General features: G+C 41.3%; 17 protein-coding genes. 3 read left to right on the forward strand and 14 right to left on the reverse strand.

From position 1 onward, the window contains the following. Window positions 1–215 precede the first annotated feature (215 nt). The 3 genes from F2B13_RS19025 to F2B13_RS19035 all read right to left on the reverse strand — a co-directional run bounded on the left by F2B13_RS19025 (window position 216) and on the right by F2B13_RS19035 (window position 3,556). A complete protein-coding gene (locus F2B13_RS19025; protein WP_149304854.1) occupies window positions 216–1,148 on the reverse strand; it encodes a peptidylprolyl isomerase in 933 nt (310 codons plus the stop codon). Window positions 1,149–1,304: 156 nt separating this feature from the next. Then, the gene (locus F2B13_RS19030; protein WP_149304855.1) at window positions 1,305–2,675 is read right to left on the reverse strand and encodes a M28 family peptidase; all 1,371 of its coding nucleotides are present in this window, start codon (window positions 2,673–2,675) and stop codon (window positions 1,305–1,307) included. Then, the gene (locus tag F2B13_RS19035; protein WP_149275162.1) at window positions 2,672–3,556 is read right to left on the reverse strand and encodes a PPK2 family polyphosphate kinase; all 885 of its coding nucleotides are present in this window, start codon (window positions 3,554–3,556) and stop codon (window positions 2,672–2,674) included. The genes F2B13_RS19030 and F2B13_RS19035 overlap by 4 nt, the downstream gene beginning before the upstream one ends. Window positions 3,557–3,751: 195 nt before the next feature. On the opposite strand from F2B13_RS19035, the gene F2B13_RS19040 reads away from it, so the two are divergent. Next, window positions 3,752–4,441, forward strand: coding sequence for a hypothetical protein (locus F2B13_RS19040; protein ID WP_149304856.1), 690 nt, complete (start codon window positions 3,752–3,754; stop codon window positions 4,439–4,441). A 4-nt stretch (window positions 4,442–4,445) separates the two neighbouring features. Here the strand turns inward: F2B13_RS19040 and F2B13_RS19045 are convergent, their stop codons facing one another. The 10 genes from F2B13_RS19045 to F2B13_RS19090 all read right to left on the reverse strand — a co-directional run bounded on the left by F2B13_RS19045 (window position 4,446) and on the right by F2B13_RS19090 (window position 14,298). Further along, the gene (locus tag F2B13_RS19045; protein WP_149275160.1) at window positions 4,446–5,609 is read right to left on the reverse strand and encodes a sigma-54-dependent transcriptional regulator; all 1,164 of its coding nucleotides are present in this window, start codon (window positions 5,607–5,609) and stop codon (window positions 4,446–4,448) included. 78 nt (window positions 5,610–5,687) lie between these two features. Continuing rightward, window positions 5,688–6,569, reverse strand: coding sequence for a DUF6268 family outer membrane beta-barrel protein (locus F2B13_RS19050; RefSeq protein ID WP_149275159.1), 882 nt, complete (start codon window positions 6,567–6,569; stop codon window positions 5,688–5,690). Then, window positions 6,559–7,494 (reverse strand): mechanosensitive ion channel family protein, encoded by a 936-nt coding sequence (locus F2B13_RS19055; RefSeq protein ID WP_149304857.1) that lies wholly within the window; start codon window positions 7,492–7,494, stop codon window positions 6,559–6,561. Before F2B13_RS19055 ends, F2B13_RS19050 begins: the two co-directional genes overlap by 11 nt. Before the next feature lie 2 nt (window positions 7,495–7,496). After that, a complete protein-coding gene (locus tag F2B13_RS19060) occupies window positions 7,497–8,840 on the reverse strand; it encodes an ABC transporter permease (RefSeq protein WP_149304858.1) in 1,344 nt (447 codons plus the stop codon). Beyond that, window positions 8,833–9,768 (reverse strand): ABC transporter ATP-binding protein, encoded by a 936-nt coding sequence (locus F2B13_RS19065; RefSeq protein WP_149275156.1) that lies wholly within the window; start codon window positions 9,766–9,768, stop codon window positions 8,833–8,835. Before F2B13_RS19065 ends, F2B13_RS19060 begins: the two co-directional genes overlap by 8 nt. A gap of 248 nt (window positions 9,769–10,016) precedes the next feature. Beyond that, complete coding sequence (gene dnaJ / locus F2B13_RS19070; protein ID WP_149304859.1) at window positions 10,017–11,126, reverse strand: molecular chaperone DnaJ; 1,110 nt, start codon at window positions 11,124–11,126, stop codon at window positions 10,017–10,019. Window positions 11,127–11,135: 9 nt separating this feature from the next. After that, a complete protein-coding gene (locus F2B13_RS19075) occupies window positions 11,136–11,693 on the reverse strand; it encodes a nucleotide exchange factor GrpE (RefSeq protein WP_149275154.1) in 558 nt (185 codons plus the stop codon). A 379-nt stretch (window positions 11,694–12,072) separates the two neighbouring features. Further along, a complete protein-coding gene (locus tag F2B13_RS19080; RefSeq protein ID WP_149275153.1) occupies window positions 12,073–13,041 on the reverse strand; it encodes a TIGR01777 family oxidoreductase in 969 nt (322 codons plus the stop codon). A gap of 89 nt (window positions 13,042–13,130) precedes the next feature. Beyond that, on the reverse strand, window positions 13,131–13,790 hold the full coding sequence (gene mnmD / locus F2B13_RS19085) for a tRNA (5-methylaminomethyl-2-thiouridine)(34)-methyltransferase MnmD (RefSeq protein ID WP_149275152.1): 660 nt from the start codon (window positions 13,788–13,790) through the stop codon (window positions 13,131–13,133). Between the two features lies 1 nt (window position 13,791). After that, on the reverse strand, window positions 13,792–14,298 hold the full coding sequence (locus F2B13_RS19090; RefSeq protein ID WP_149275151.1) for a DUF4920 domain-containing protein: 507 nt from the start codon (window positions 14,296–14,298) through the stop codon (window positions 13,792–13,794). 106 nt (window positions 14,299–14,404) lie between these two features. Between F2B13_RS19090 and F2B13_RS19095 the strand changes: the two genes are divergently transcribed. Further along, window positions 14,405–15,469 carry a branched-chain amino acid aminotransferase gene (locus tag F2B13_RS19095; protein WP_149304860.1) on the forward strand — a complete coding sequence of 355 codons (1,065 nt, stop codon included), beginning with the start codon at window positions 14,405–14,407 and terminating at the stop codon, window positions 15,467–15,469. Window positions 15,470–15,633: 164 nt separating this feature from the next. On the opposite strand, the gene F2B13_RS19100 is transcribed toward F2B13_RS19095, so the two are convergent. Continuing rightward, window positions 15,634–16,020 carry a pyrophosphohydrolase domain-containing protein gene (locus F2B13_RS19100; protein WP_149275149.1) on the reverse strand — a complete coding sequence of 129 codons (387 nt, stop codon included), beginning with the start codon at window positions 16,018–16,020 and terminating at the stop codon, window positions 15,634–15,636. A gap of 377 nt (window positions 16,021–16,397) precedes the next feature. Here F2B13_RS19100 and F2B13_RS19110 point away from each other — a divergent pair, with 377 nt between their 5' ends. After that, window positions 16,398–16,580: a hypothetical protein gene (locus tag F2B13_RS19110; RefSeq protein ID WP_149275147.1), complete on the forward strand. Its 183-nt coding sequence runs from the start codon at window positions 16,398–16,400 to the stop codon at window positions 16,578–16,580. Window positions 16,581–16,587: the final 7 nt, after the last annotated feature.

Consider the following 16,587-nt stretch of genomic DNA (forward strand, 5'->3'; position numbering starts at 1 on the left):
GATGTTGACAGGTAGCTGCCATGCACTTACCTGAAAGCCTTTCCATCCTCCAGAAATTCCATTTGTCGAGTGACCTTCCTTTTTAAAGAAGGTAAGAAATCAAGTTTTAATGTACCAAGTCATATCGTTACCATCAGGCGTCAAAACAGACAGCCCCGGCAAAAATGTCGGGGCTGCTAACTTGTTGGTAATCTCAACGTATATGACTCTCTATTTTATTTGACTCCCATAAGCTCTACCTCAAAAATAAGAACTGCATTCGGCGGAATGACCCCTCCGGCTCCCGCCGATCCATAGGCTAAATCGGGAGGAATTACGAGGCGGGCCTTATCCCCTACCTTCAATAGGCCGATACCCTCATCCCAACCAGGAATTACTTGGCCTACGCCTAATTTAAAATCGATCGGCTGCTTACGTTTATATGAAGAATCAAATACTTGTCCGTCTAAAAGCGAACCTTCATAGTGCACGGAAACCGTCTGTCCTTTTTCGGCTTTCGCGCCATCTCCTTCTTTAAGCATTTTATAGCGAATACCACTATCGGTGCTCTCGTAGCCGGCCGTAATCTTATCGAGTTCTGCTTTTTGTTGTGCTTTTTGTTCGGCCAGTCTTTTTTCCCTAGAACCTTTGAACGTTTCAAAGGCTTCGACTGCGTTCCAGTTTTTGGCTTTGTCCCCTACTCGAATAATCTCTAAACTCTCAATAACATCTCCTTGGGCAATACGGTCTACCGTCTCTTGTCCGTTTTGAACAAATCCGAACACCGTATGCTTATTATCTAGCCATGGCGTAGGAACGTGGGTAATAAAAAACTGACTACCGTTCGTTCCAGGGCCCGCATTCGCCATCGAAAGTACACCTGCCTTAGAATGTTTCAGGTCTGGATGGAATTCATCATCAAACTTATAGCCGGCATCTGCGGTTCCTGTTCCCAATGGGCATCCTCCCTGAATCATAAAATCAGGTATAACACGATGGAATTTTAACCCGTCGTAATAGGGTTCCCCTTTGCCCTTTATTGTATTCTTCTGGTCGCCCTCGGCAAGGGCGACAAAGTTACCGACCGTACCGGGTGTCTTTTCGTGAGTAAGTTTGACCAATACTTCCCCTTTTGAGGTATTAAATTTTGCGTAGATTCCGTCTTGCATCGTAATTTTTTTTAAATAAGCTGCAAAGGTAAGGAAAATGTTTGGCCCAAAGATTCTTATCCCTTGGCAACGAAGGCCATTTGCCCCGAAGAGGACTACCTATGATCAATGCATACCCGATCTACGCAGATTCGATCAAATTATCACCTTCAACGACTAAAATCCATAGGTATCTACAAGGTAGATCAAACTCGCCATACTAGCGGCCCCTAGTTCAAGCTCACGCCGATTCACGTGTTCGAAAGTGTCGTTTTCGGCATGATGGTGCACAAAATAGCGCTGCGAATCAGGTTCAAGACCGGCCAAAACAATCTTATCGTTTTTTAGAGGCCCAATATCGGCACCACTATAGCCTTTGTCAAAAAGGTGTAACAAATAAGGTTCGAAGAGCTTTTTCCACCCCTGGACTTTGGTCAAGTTTTCTGCTGAACAGTCAAATGAAAAACCTCTCGGCGTAAAGCCCCCGGAATCACTTTCCAGTGCAAATATGTGTTCTTCTTTGTTCTTCTTCGCAACTGCAGCATATTCATTTCCCCCTCTAAGGCCATTCTCCTCGTTCATGAACAGTACCACGCGCAATGTCCTTTTTGGTTTGTAACCCGTAAGTTTTAGCAGACGAAGTACATCCATACTTTGCACACATCCAGCACCATCATCGTGCGATCCATCCCCCAGATCCCATGAGTCAAGATGACCACCCACCACCATTATTTCATTAGGATATTGAGTTCCCTTAATCTCACCTATCACGTTGTACGATTGCACATCATCGAACTGCTTACAACTCTGCTTGAAATAAAAACGTGTATCCGAATTTAGTTTTAGGGTTGTACTCAGAAGGTTGGCACCTAGGGTACTGATGGCCGCTGCCGGAATTCGTTCCGCTACAGGCGTATCGCCATAGCCCATAGATCCAGTATGTGGGTAATCATCTAAATTCAGGTTCATCGATCTCACAATCACCCCAATTGCCCCATACTTGGCCGCTTCTGCAGCCCCCGAATACCGTTGGTCGACACAGCCCGAGTATGCCTCAAAAGTTGAAATCAATTTAGGGTCCATAGGTCGATTGTAAAATACTATTTTCCCTTCAAGCTGCTCCCTCCCTAATTGTTCGAGCTCTTCAATACCCTTTACCTCGACCACTTGAGCTTTTAGTCCTCCAGGAGGTGTTGCGACGGATCCACCCAAGGCACAGATCGGAACGTTGATAGAATTACCGGGCGATGTCTCGAAATAGGCAAACTCAGGAGTTCCCCTGACCCACTTGGGCACCATTACCGGCTGTAGCCATACGCGGTCCAAATTCAAAGAATCCAACTGCGCTTTGGTATAATCAACGGCTTGCTGTGCTTGAATAGAGCCGGAAAGCCGACCTCCAATCTGGTTCGAAAGATAATTTAGCCAATCATAGGCCTTACCTTGGGTAAGTGCGGCATCAAATATCGCTCGTATTTGTTTTTCATCTTCGTTTTGGGCATAAACCTGAAAAACAAATAAGAGCAGTACACACGTTAATCTCTTCATTTTTTCTCTTTTTCTAATTTCTCTTTGTACAACGCAATATTCGCCTCGACCTTTTCATCGAGCTCCGGTTCCTTGATATCATCATATTTTTTGAGTTCTTCCCATAAAATCGAGGCCACGATTAAACGCGAAGCTTTTTTGCTATCGGAGGGAATAATATACCACGGCGCGTGGGCCTTGGAAGTCTGATTGATTGCATCTTCGTAACAATCCTGATAATCGTTCCATAATTCCCGCTCGTCAAGGTCGCCCGGAGAAAACTTCCAATTTTTTCGCTTCAGTGCCAACCTTCGAAGTAATCTTTGTCGTTGCTCTTCCTTGGATAGATGAAGGAAGAATTTAAAGATAATCGTTCCGTTCTGGGCAAGATGTTGCTCAAAATTATTAATCTCAGCGAAGCGTCGGCTCCAAAATTTTTCATCTATGTCTTCGATAGAATCAATATTTGGGAGACGTTCTCCCAATATGTATTCGGGATGAACCCTTGTTACCAGCACATTTTCATAATGGGTACGGTTGAAGACTCCGAATTTTCCTCTTGCCGGAAGTGCGATATAATGCCTCCATAAGTAATCGTGTTTGAGCTCAATTTCAGTCGGCACCTTAAAACTATGCACCACAACACCTCGTACGTTGAAATCTTTAAAAACCTCTCGTATGAGACTATCTTTTCCCGCAGTATCCATACCCTGAATACAAATTAAAACACTGTATTTGGCATGGGCGTATAACGTATCCTGAAAGTCTCCGAGTTTCTCTCGAAGCTTTTCCAACTCTTTTTTCAATTCTTTTTCCGAGGCATCAAAATCTTCATAAGTCGCACACTCTGATAGCTTTACCCCTCCACTCGCCTTATAGACGTCGGTATCGATTTTCTTCATACATGGAATATAAAGTATTTTATCGTTGAACAGTAGTACTTGTTAAAAAAAATAACCATTCAGCAAAAGAAGCGAACGGTTCGTCCAAAAAACGTGAATTCCGGTGTTGTCTGTCGAAAATAATATTTGTAAAACGCTGATATAATTATCTTTACATACTAATAGACCCAGATTTTACGTTTAATACCTATTGCTATGAAGCTTACCTACCGTATTTTTATTTGTGCGATTTTCTTTGGTTTTCTCTCTTCATTTAAACCAAATCAAGCCTGCCAGTATGCGGAATCCAATATGGGGTATGTAAAATCTGAAACTGAAAAGGCCATAGGAGAAATCGATATTCAATTGACCCGTTTTCATACCTATAAGGCTATAAACGCCATAGAAAAAACAAAAAGTCAGCTTAATGAATGTGGATGCGAACAAGCAGTGGAGATTATTACAGAGAGTTCCGAACAACTGAAAATGGCCGCGAAAGCGGTAACTTTGGCGGCTACCCAGATGCTTCTTGAAAAGGCAAAACAAAGTATTATCGAAAGCATCACGCTACTCAAAGAACACGACGGACACCAAAGTTTTTTTGGCAATGACGTATTAAACATAAACACTACCGACATACAAGGCCTAACGCCTAGAAAACCTAGTACGGAAGCCTTTGCACACCAAAAAATAGACTCTTCTTTAGCCCATTATAAGGTTTCATTGGATAAAGTTATTGCCAATGTGAACTGCAAACAGGCCAAGGCCTTCGCCAACAGAATTTATAATCAATGTGAACAGGAACTCTTGAAACCCAACCTATCGGAGAATAAAAAATACTACAATTTGAAGACCAAGGAAATAACTGCCGCTGCCATCGAAAAATTGGGCCAATGTGAGCGCTAATGTTTTACTTGCTTGCAAAAAGTTTTACATCTTCTTCGGTAACCTCTTTACCTCCCAAAATAATCAATCGTTCCACCACATTTCTTAATTCCCTGATATTGCCCGTCCAGTCAAAACCTTTCAATAGTTTGATGGCCTTATCGGAGAAAGTTTTTGGTGAAATACCCTGTTCGGAGGTTATTTTATCCGAAAAATATTCTATTAATAGCGGAATATCGTCACGACGATCGTTCAAAGCCGGAACCTCAATAAGTATTACGGCAAGCCTATGATACAAATCTTCACGAAACCTTCCCTCTTCAATCTCTTTTTTTAGGTTTTTGTTGGTTGCCGCTACTACCCTGACATCTACCTTTATATCTTTATCGGTACCCACCCTTGAAATTTTATTCTCTTGCAAAGCACGCAAGACCTTCGCTTGGGCCGAAAGGCTCATATCACCAATTTCATCCAAAAAAATGGTGCCTTTGTTTGCCGCTTCGAATTTTCCCGCTCTATCTCTCACAGCGGAGGTAAATGCCCCTTTCACATGGCCGAAAAGTTCACTTTCAATAAGTTCTGAGGGTATGGCCGCGCAGTTCACTTCTACAAATGATTCACCACTTCGCTGGCTCTTCTCATGAATCCAATGGGCGACAAGTTCCTTTCCCGTTCCGTTTGAACCCGTTATCAATACCCTGGCATCCGTTGGGGCCACTTTTTCAATCATATCCTTAATAAGGGAAATTTCTTTACTATGGCCGATCATCTCATAGTTCTTGCTTACCTTCTTCTTTAGTTTCTTATTTTCGACGACCAATTCTTTTCTATCCAACGCATTTCGTACGGTAGTCAAAAGCCTATTCAAATCTGGTGGTTTGGATATGTAGTCGAAAGCTCCCAAGCGCATCGTATTAACCGCAGTATCGAGGTCACCATGACCTGATATCATGATTAATGGGATTTCGGGCTTTATTTTCCGTGCCGCTTCGAGCACCTCGACCCCATCCATTTTGGGCATTTTAATATCGCAAAGCACCAAGTCAAAATCGTTGTTCTTTATAGCCTCTAAACCTTTGAGTCCATCTTCCGCTTCTTCTAGGATATACGTGTCATTTTCCTCCGATAGTATTTTGACCAAAACCCTTCGAATGGCCGATTCATCTTCAATTACAAGTATCTTAGGCATTTTTTGTGATTTTTTCTTTTATAAATTAGACATACGTTTTGAATAGTACCAAAATTAGGCCAAAACCTTATAATCTGTTCAAAGACCGATTCGAAATCCAGAACGAATGTAAAAACTTGGCTCTTTGTTAAGCGTAAAAATATCGTTTCTATCCTCATCTCTCAAAACGCTATCCTGAAATAAGGTATGCCCTAAATAACCATAAATGAACATATCTTTGAATACTTTAAATTGGTAGCCCAATGTGACCAAGGCTGCCGAAGACGACACGGACGAGGCCGAAATCGTATTCGGCAACACAATGTTATTTTGAAGGTTAACATAATAGCCATCCACTATAAATTCAGTTTGAAACATATGTCTTTCACCTAAATGATATTTCATACCAGTTTTAGGAACTCCTATTACGTAGGACCAATTTGGATGGAATCGTTTTTCAAAGTAGATAATTGGCAGAGGAACACGAAGTGCTACCGTTGAATTATAGGCTATGCCCAAAACAAGGCGGGTAGGTCTTTTAATCGTTTTATTTTCCCTGAAAGCTCCCAAGGTAGCATTGACCGAAAAGTCTCCATTCTCGATAGGATTTGTTAAAGTCGATGCCAATCGAGGAGTCAGCACACCGATAAATCTCCAGTAGGGGTCATACCTATATACATAGGCCACGTTAAAATCGATAACATGAAACTGTTTAAGGCCACTCTCGTTAACCGATAGATCTTGCTTAAGGTCGTATGCAAAACGATTGTATTCTCCGCCAATAACAATATTATTGGAGTCTTTGACCGAAATAGGGAAATTGACTACTAATTTTACTCTTGAAAGTTGCGCATCGGCCTTATTTTTAGGCATAATCATATACTCGGCCCTGAACACATCAGGTGTCTGTGCGAAACCTAAACTTGCCCATAACAACACGATAACCAAATGGTCAAATCTTGCCGTTGTTCTATGATTCATGACCGGCATCGAGTTTACCAACCTCACTATGTTGAATCGGGGTTTTTTGAAAAATATGTACGTCTCTCTGCGGAAAGGGTATGGTAACGTTATTCTTCCTGAATTCTGCGTCGATCCGGTATCTCATCTCACTTTTTATCCTTGGATCGTTGTAGCTATCACTTAAAAAAAAATTAAGCGAGAAAAGTAGGGCTGAATCTCCAAAATCATCAAAGAGAACAAAAGGTTTCGGGTTTTTTAAAATACCTTTTTGCGTTGTCGCAATTTTCTCAAGAATTTTCGTTACCAGCTCCACATCACTTCCATAAGCAACCCCCACAGACACCTTTTCACGGGTCATTTTATGATTCTGGGTATAGTTATAAATGATGTCGCTGATAAAATGGTGATTTGGTATGATAATTACCTTATCGTCGCGGGTTATGGCCCTGGTCGTCCTCAATTTGATTTCGAAGACCTTGCCCACCTTTCCATCTAGCTCGATAATATCGCCCACATGCAGTGATTTGTCAAGAATTATAAAAATGCCCCCGATGATATCTTGAAAAAGGTCTTGAAGGGCAAGACCTAGGCCTACAAAGAGAGCCGCAGAAGCCGTGAGCAATAAGGTAATATCGATACCTGCAGCACTCATCGTCAGTAAAATGACGATAACATAAATTACATATCTTGTGAACTTGAAGACCCCAAAAAACTTTAATTTGTCATCTCCCTCCATTTTTCTGGTCAACAAGCGACGCAACCAGTTCAGTACAAAAGTTGTGATAATCAGGGCGATACTTAAAAGTAAGAGCAAGCCGATGGTAATTTGAATCTTCTTGTCACCATCTCCGAAAGAGACCCCAAAATTCATAAACTCCTTTATCGAGCCCCAAATATCCTGCTCAATTATTTCTTTTACCTTACTCGCTTCGTCTTGAACCATAGTCAATATTTTAACCACTTGAACAGTTCCCTATATGTCGGCCTTTTACCGTACATTAATATACCAACGCGATATATTTTAGCGGCCAACCATACGATACCTATAAAAGTAATGATTAAAAGAAGTATGGAAGTTACCAATTCCCAGATAGGTACTCCACCGGTTCCAATTCCACTTGGTAATCGCATAAGCATAACAATAGGTGATGTCAGGGGAAAAAGCGAAAATCCCACTGCAATTGGGCCATGCGGATTACTGAATACCGAAAAAAACCCGACATAAATAGCCAACATTAACGGCAAAATAATAGGGAAGATAAACTGTTGCGTATCTGTTTCATTATCGACGGCCGCGCCGATTGCGGCGTAAATAGAGCTGTAAATCAGATAGCCGAGCAGAAAGTAAACAAGAAAAAAAGAAATGAGCATTAACCAAGGAATCTGAAATAATTCTTGCGCATATATCTGTAGGGTCTGATCGCCCATAGGTACTGGTGGAGCCATATGGGACCCGACACCGGGTACCGAAGCAGTACCTGATCCATTTAATGCGTCAAGGTCTATATTTAAAATCGAGAATGCAATCAACAACAAAACTCCGGCCGAGACGATCCAGATAGCGAATTGGGTTATGCCTGCCAAAGACGTACCGATAATCTTGCCCAGCATCAATTGAAACGGTTTCACGGAAGAAATGATCACCTCGATTATCCTGCTGGTTTTTTCCTCAATTACACTGCGCATAACAAAACCGCCATAAATGATAATGAACATCATGATCAAATATCCAAAACCTCCACCTATCACTGCTTTGATTTCATTAATGCCTTTAATATTCTGTTGTCCAGCAAAAGTGGCCGTATTAATATCAAAACTCTCATCAATAGACGCGAACTCTGCCGCGGAAACCCCCATCTCACTCAAACGTTCTTGCCGTAACCTTTCCTCAAAAATTGCCTCGAGCTTTTCTAACACCAAAGTACTTGGCACCTCTTTGGTAAATAAATACGAATTGGCACTAACCATTTCTAAATTGGTTCCAGAGGGTATATATAGTAACCCATAATATCCCATGCTTGCGGTAGAATCTTTCGCTTGACGTAATGATATATTCTTGAAATCGACATAGGAGGTACTTCCGGTATTCAAAAATACATTCGAAAAGTAATCACTTTCATTTAGTATGCAGATGACATGTTTTTCATTGTCATTTATTTTGGTAAGATATGCGATAAGCACTATCATACCCACCATAAGAATAGGACTTAGAAAGGTCATAATTACGAAGGACTTATTGCGCACTTTGGCCAAATATTCCCTTTTTATGATCAGTGGTAATTTATTCACGTGAACCTTTATTTTGGATCGTCTTAATAAAAATGTCGTTGGCGGAGGGTATGGTTTCCACAAAATTATTGATATTGCCCTTGGTCGAAAGATAAGATAGAATGTTTTTAGAATCACTTGACGGAAGCTTTATCGTAAGGTCAAGCTGGCCTTCGCCTCCGTCGTATGTTGAGGAGGCTATCTCAAACTTGTCGGCAAGCTCCTTTAGCAGAATATCCGCATTTCTGGTCTCCAATCCAATTTTGAACACATTGTTTTTATATGCTTTTTTGATATCGGACAATCGCCCATCCAATATTTTTTCCGATTGATGTATGAGGGCAATATATTCGCAGAGTTCTTCTACCGATTCCATTCTATGGGTCGAGAAGATAATTGAAGTACCCTGTTCCTTTAATTGTAAAATTTCATCTTTGATAATATTGGCATTGATCGGATCAAACCCGCTAAAAGGTTCGTCAAAAATAAGCAGTTTGGGCCTGTGCAATACAGTAACGATAAACTGTATCTTTTGGGCCATACCCTTAGAAAGTTCTTGAATTTTTTTATTCCACCAATCGCCAATTTCAAGTCTTTCGAACCAAAATTTTAACCGTTTCTTCGCTTCGGCCTTGGTCATCCCTTTTAATTGGGCAAGATAAAGTGCCTGCTCGCCTACTTTCATACTCTTGTATAGGCCTCTTTCCTCCGGTAAATAGCCGATGTGGGCGATATGTTTTTGCTTCAAGCTTTCACCATCAAAAATAACCTCACCATCATCAGGAAATGTGATTTGGTTGATGATGCGGATCAAGGTGGTCTTTCCTGCCCCATTGGGGCCTAAAAGGCCATAAATACTATTCTTTGGAATTTCTAGGGAAACCTTGTTTAGAGCGGTATGCTTCCCATAATGTTTGGTAACCTCTTTAGTAACCAAAATGTGGTTCATGCAAACAATTTTTTCAAAGATAGCTAATTGTTCATAGCGAACAATGCATCAGTTTATCCAATCATTTTTTTCGGGACACATTCTTGTTACATGTTGTAGCGGCTTTTTAGAAAAGCCCCTAAAAAACAAAACCCACCCTTAATAACATTAAGGATGGGAAAAAAATTGCTATGAAAAAGAAAATTAATATTGGTTACCCAATATCAAATCAAATATACGTTTTTTATTTAAATCTCAAAGGATTTGAACTAAGAGAACATATCTTTTACCTTTTCAAAGAAAGATTTATCCGATTTTTCAGGTCTGGGCTCAAAATTGTCGTTACCCTGCATTCTTTCGAAGAAATCCCGTTGCTCCTTATTCAACTCCTTAGGGGTCCATACATTCACATGCACTAGTAAATCGCCACTACCATAACCGTTTATACTGGAAATACCTTTACCCCTTAAGCGCAAAATTTTACCCGATTGAATGCCCGGTTCAAGTTTGATTCGCACTTTTCCACCTACGGCATCGATTTCCTTAGAAGTACCGAGTACAGCTTCGGATATACTGACATATAGATCGTAATGAAGATTATCGCCTTCCCGTTTAAGCGTTTCATGGTCCTGGGTTTCAATAGCCACCAAGAGGTCGCCCGGAACGCCGTTCCCAGGAGCTTCATTGCCCTTTCCGGGAACTTTGAGTTGCATACCCTCTTCAACACCTGCGGGAATCTTGATTGCCACAGTTTCCTCTTCTATCTTTAGACCTTGTGCATCGGCATCATGGGGCTTCTTATCTAAAATTTGGCCGCTCCCCCCACACGTGCTACATGTGGTCGCGGTCTGCATTCTACCGAGTATGGTATTGGTAATCTTGGTCACCTGGCCTCTTCCACCACAAGTGGTGCACGTTTGATACGTTACCCCCGCAGCTTGTTTCTTTCTTCTGACCTTGACTTTCTTCTCGACACCGTTGGCAACTTCTTCCAAGGTTAATTTTACACGAATGCGAAGGTTGCTACCTTTCACCCTTCTTTGGCCTCCACCGCCAAAACCGCCGAAACCACCGCCGAAAGCACTACCAAATATATCACCAAATTGGCTGAAGATGTCATCCATATTCATGCCCCCTCCTCCAAAACCACCTGCACCGTCGAAAGCTGCATGGCCGAACTGGTCATATCTGGCACGTTTGTCTGGATTGCTCAGTACTTCGTAGGCTTCCGCAGCCTTTTTGAACATCTCTTCAGCCTTTGTATCTCCGGGGTTCTTGTCCGGGTGATATTCCAAGGCTTTTTTTCGGTATGCCTTTTTAATTTCCGCCGTACTGGCACCTTTACTTATGCCTAAAATTTCGTAATAATCTTGCTTCATTCCTTTATTTTAGTTTCCAACGACCACCTTAGGGTGACGAATAATCCGATCACCAAGTTTAAATCCGCGCTCTACCACATCGACGATCTTACCTTTTAGTTTTTTATCCGGGGCAGGAATCTGGGTTATGGCATCATGTAATTCCGCATCGAAAACGTCGCCTTGCTGTGCACTTACTTCCTCAAGCCCTTTAGATTTTAGGGTCTCCCTTAGTTTGACCCTTATTAGCTCAACCCCCTTGAACATCTCTTTATCCTCGGACTTTGCAAGTTCTTTTAGGGCTCGGTCAAAATCGTCCATTACCGGCAACAACGCCAGCATAATCTCTTGACCTGCAGTTTTGAAAAGATCTACACGTTCTTTTGACGTTCTCTTTTTAAAATTCTCGAACTCAGCAAAAAGACGCAAAAATTTATCCTTTTCCTTGGCCAAATCCTCTCTCAGTTGGTCTTCTACAGAAAGTTCATCTTTCTCCTCTTGCTCGCTATCATTTTCCTCGGACACTTCTGGTTCATTTTGGTCCTTCACCTCATCGAATTCTTCTGTGGTCGTATCTTTATCGCTCATGTAACGCTTTGTTTTATTCTTTCTTCAAGGAGGCAAAAGTACTGCCAATTCTTTAAAAATGTCAAAATGTCATTAAAAAGTTTGTAGCTGCTAAACGAACCATCGCATCTTATACAAGGTGGGGAAACCGCGGATTTTATGCGGATGCAACAAATGGCACCAGAGACCCTTCGAAGACCGCCCTTTCGATAACAACATAGCCTATCCTAAAAAACACATCTTTGCTCGGAAAAGGTATTTGGTATACGCCCTGGTTCTCGTGGAGTGCTTCCCTTAAAGATTATGGAGATTGCATTTCCCTAATTATTAGAGCCGCTAGGGCCAGCTTCATCTAATGAAGGAAAATTAGGGAGTCATCGCATTGCCGTCAGCAAGAATGCTATGATAACGAAATATATTCATTGCTTGAAGATGTCTGGGAAGAAGCCCTGCCCTCGTTCTTTGAGTAGAGGTCTTGTAAGGCAACGCAAATATTGGGATGGGTAAAAACGAACCCCTCCTCCTCTATTTTTTTTGAGCTCACACGCTGACTGACAAATAGGATGTAAGCCATTTCACCCAATATGGTTTTCATCACAAATTTTGGAATATTGGGTAAAAGCAAAGGCTTTTCGAGTACATTGGCAATTTCCTTTACGAGTTTGTTGTTCGTGACCGGATTTGGCGCCACCCCATTGTATACTCCGTTCAATCGATGGTCAAGGGTGAATAAAAAAATACGTGCAAGGTCTGCAATATGTATCCATGATTGCCATTGTTCTCCACTACCGAAAGCCGCTCCCACATAATTTTTAATGGGTTTGGCCATTTCAGGCAGTGCCCCACCTTCTGTTGACACTACGAGGCCGATCCGAATCTTTGCCACACTAAAATCGAATGCTTTAAAGGCATCGACCTCTGCTTCCCATTCCTCCACCACCTTTCCCAAAAAACTATCATCGACGGCCTGTTCCTCTTCCGAATAGTAGTTTGATAATGAATCAGGATAAATACCTATGGCAGATGCCGAAACAAACGAAGTTATACTTTTGGCATTCTCTTTAAGCAACCCCTTCTTAAGGGTCTTTAGCGTATTCACTCGACTAGAGCGTATTGTTTTCTTATAAGAAGAAGTCCATCTTTTTGATATACTTGCTCCGGCCAGATTGATGATCGCCGTTACGCCTTCGAAACAATTGGTATCAATTTCCTCTGTTTTCGGATTCCAATAGAAGCCTTGATACCCTGGTTTTGACACCATCTTATCCTTGCTTGTTGTCAAATAATTGACCGGAATATTTTGGTTCATGCAGTGAGTAACAATTTCACTACCCACTAATCCTGTTGCTCCGGTAATCAATATTTTCATAGCACAAAGATAGTATAATGCTTTACCAAGTGAATGGCATTTAATTTCGATTTAACACTATTGGAACAAGCCCAGAGCAAGTAAAAAATCTATTTACAGGCACGCAACATTTCCCGCTTTCCCGGGGGACCCTCTAACCGTTCAACCCGAAAACCTACATCTTGCATTGCCCTTCTTACACTACCTTTTGCGGCATAGGTTACCAAAACTCCACCTTTTTTCATCGCCCTATACATCTTTGAAAATAAGTCTTCCGTCCATAACTCAGGCTGTACCCGGGCACCAAACGCATCAAAATAGACTAAATCATACATACTTTCATCGTCAATCGCAGTAAAATCAATTCTCCGCTTATGAAGATGAAAGGCCTTCGATATCTTTGTAGCCTCCTCCCATGGTGCTTCATGCATTGCCAAGAATAGCTTATCACTCGTTTCGGCTTTAAGCCGTGCCACGTAGTTTAGTTGCTTTATCTCTTCGATACCTACAGGATATAGTTCTACCCCTGTATAGTGTATCGAAATATTTTTCTTTTGGGCTTCAATAAATGTGATAAATGCGTTTAGGCCAGTACCAAAACCTATTTCCAAAATAGAAAGATCCCCGCTGGGGAAAAGTGAAAGGCCATTCTTAATGAACACGTGATACGCTTCTTGAATGGCACCGTGTTTCGAATGATACTGTTCGTTCCAATCCAAAATCTGAATCGTATGGGAACCATCTGCTGTGGTTATAATCTTTCGTTTCACCCTATTGTTGTATCAAGACTACCCCATCGGCCTCAAAACTCAATATTTTTTTGGGTTCAGAAATCTTGTTGATTTCCGATTCGGCCAGGCCGGCATCTTTTGCATAATGCTTTTGATCCTCGACCGACATGGACTCCACATATGCCAATCCGTTAACGATTACCTCTTTTCCAGCGATGTCCATGGGAACAAAAAAACCGTAATCCTTAAAACGAACCATGGTTTCTTGCCCATTTTTCAACTGTAATTTCATCCAACATCCTTTGGCTTGACATACGTCGGTGACCGTAGCCCTAAACTTTTTTGGGATCGTATCACTTGAAGACAATCTTTGATATACTTCCGTCATTTTGACATCGGAAAGTGCATCATTAAATTGAAAAAACGTCCCAAAAGTAGCATGCTCGGCTGATAGTTCTTTAGAGCCTGTGCCATTCTCCTTATTTTTCTGGGCATAAGAGACAAAAACAAACATCAAAAATGCAACTAAAACGTTAAATCTTTTCATATCTATTAAAAATGAGATCTTGTATACAAAATTGGACAATTTTGAACGAAAAAAGAATAATGGGTTGGGATAAATAATTAATTTTAATACTTCTAAGCTAAAAAAGATGAGTACGACCACAGAAAACATCCACATTGAGCGAATTGAGCATTCGAAAATAGATCAGGTAGATTTTAAAAATCTTGCTTTCGGCAGCGTATTTACCGATCACATGTTGGTCTGCGATTATAAGAACGGAGCTTGGGAAACCCCAAAAATCATTCCGTACCAACCAATTAGCCTAGAACCATCGGCCAAGATTTTCCATTACGGGCAGTCTATTTTCGAGGGAATGAAGGCCTACAAGGACAAAGATGATGAAGTATGGCTCTTTAGACCATTGGACAACCATAAGCGGTTGAACATCTCTGCCAAGCGGATGGCAATTCCGGAATTACCCGAGGAATACTTTATGGAAGGTTTAAAAGCCTTACTCGACCTTGATAGGGAGTGGATCCCGAAAAAAGAGGGGAGCTCTATGTATATCAGACCATTTATATTCGCTTCGGGCAAAGGTTTTCATGCCTCACCGGCCGACGAATACAAATTTGTAATCTGCCTTGCACCATCGGGTTCTTACTTTTCAGGAAAAGTCAAAGTTCTCATCGAGGAAAAATATTCACGCTCTGCAGATGGTGGTGTAGGTTTTGCCAAGGCAGGTGGAAATTATGCGGGTCAATTCTATCCTACCCAATTGGCGGTTGAAAAAGGTTATAATCAGGTGATCTGGACCGATGACCACAACCATGAATACATTGAAGAGGCAGGTGCCATGAACATTTTTATACGCATTGATGACACTTTGCTGACCGGCCCTACAAGCGACCGCATTCTCGATGGTATCACGCGAAAAAGTATTTTGCAGATTGCGGAAGAAGAGGGAATACCTACTGAAGTACGTAAAATTACCGTACAAGAGGTCGTAGAGGCGGCTAAAAAAGGCACTTTAAAGGAAATGTTCGGAGCTGGTACAGCGGCCGTGGTCTCCCCGATTTCGACTTTTGGTTATCGTGGTATCGATTATGACCTGCCCGAAGTTGAAACCAGTTATGCCTCCCGTCTTAAAAAGAGAATCACCGACATTCAGTTTAATCGAGGGAATGATCCGTTTGGGTGGCGTTTGAAAGTATAGCTAAGAAAATGAGAATAACAAAACGCGGATAGTAACTGTACGTTTGGAGCACTGCACCTTTTTCTAGTTATCGTTTACGAATAAACCCATGGGATTTTTGCTCATCTAAGCGGAGAGACTAAACCGACATGGGGCGCCATTTGGCACCCCAGTATTCATATAGACTATTTATCGAGTACGCCCTTTATGTCCGGTTTAAAATAGTTAGGTCCTTTTAAAACCTTACCATCTTCTCTATAAATAGGCCTACCATCACTACCTAATTTGCTCATATTGCTTCGCTGAATTTCGTTGAAAACCTCTTCTATTTTGAACTGCATGCCGTGTTCGAGAATGGTACCGCATAAAATGTACAGCATATCACCCAGCGCATCGGCCACTTCTACAATATCATTGTTGTTCGCAGCTTCCAGATATTCTTTATTCTCTTCGTCCATTAAATTGAATCGCAGTAAATTCTTTTGGGCACCCAGGTCCGCCTGCAAATTATTGGAAACTCCAAGTCCAAATGACTTATGAAATTGTTCAACGGCACTGATTTTGTCTTTCATATCGTATCCTAATTTTTAGTGACGAAAGTATATTTCCCTTTTTAAAATGTAATTTTGCCTAAAAATATGGATAATGTTCAGTACCGGACAAATCATTTTTGCATGCGTTTTCGCTTTAGGTTTCGTTATAATTCTCTTCTATGCCTATCACAAGGACAAAAAATTGCACTTAAAAAATTATAAAGGAGTCAAATGGGTTGCTCTGGTTTTCCTCTTTTTCATAATAATATTGTTCATTCTTAAGTACTTCCTGAAAAATTAGCCCCTTCAATTATACAATCGATAAAAGTTACGTTTTCTAAGACAATCTGCCGTTTTATCACGTATATAACAACAAAACGCATAATTTTGCGTTATCAGTAAAAGGGGCAAATAAAATGACTACTTTCTTTACCATATTACTTATTTTGATCGGGGCCAATGGTCTTTTCATGGTATTCAGCCTCGGAAATTTCCAGATGGGGTTCAAGAGCCATAAGAAACAGGCTTCGGAAACGACTTCCAATTCGAAAGTTTACCCATTGAACGAGCTTTCCTCAAAGTATAAAAAAGCCATATAGTTTCATT

The organism is Pareuzebyella sediminis (assembly GCF_008367235.1).
Lineage (GTDB): Bacteria > Bacteroidota > Bacteroidia > Flavobacteriales > Flavobacteriaceae > Pareuzebyella > Pareuzebyella sediminis.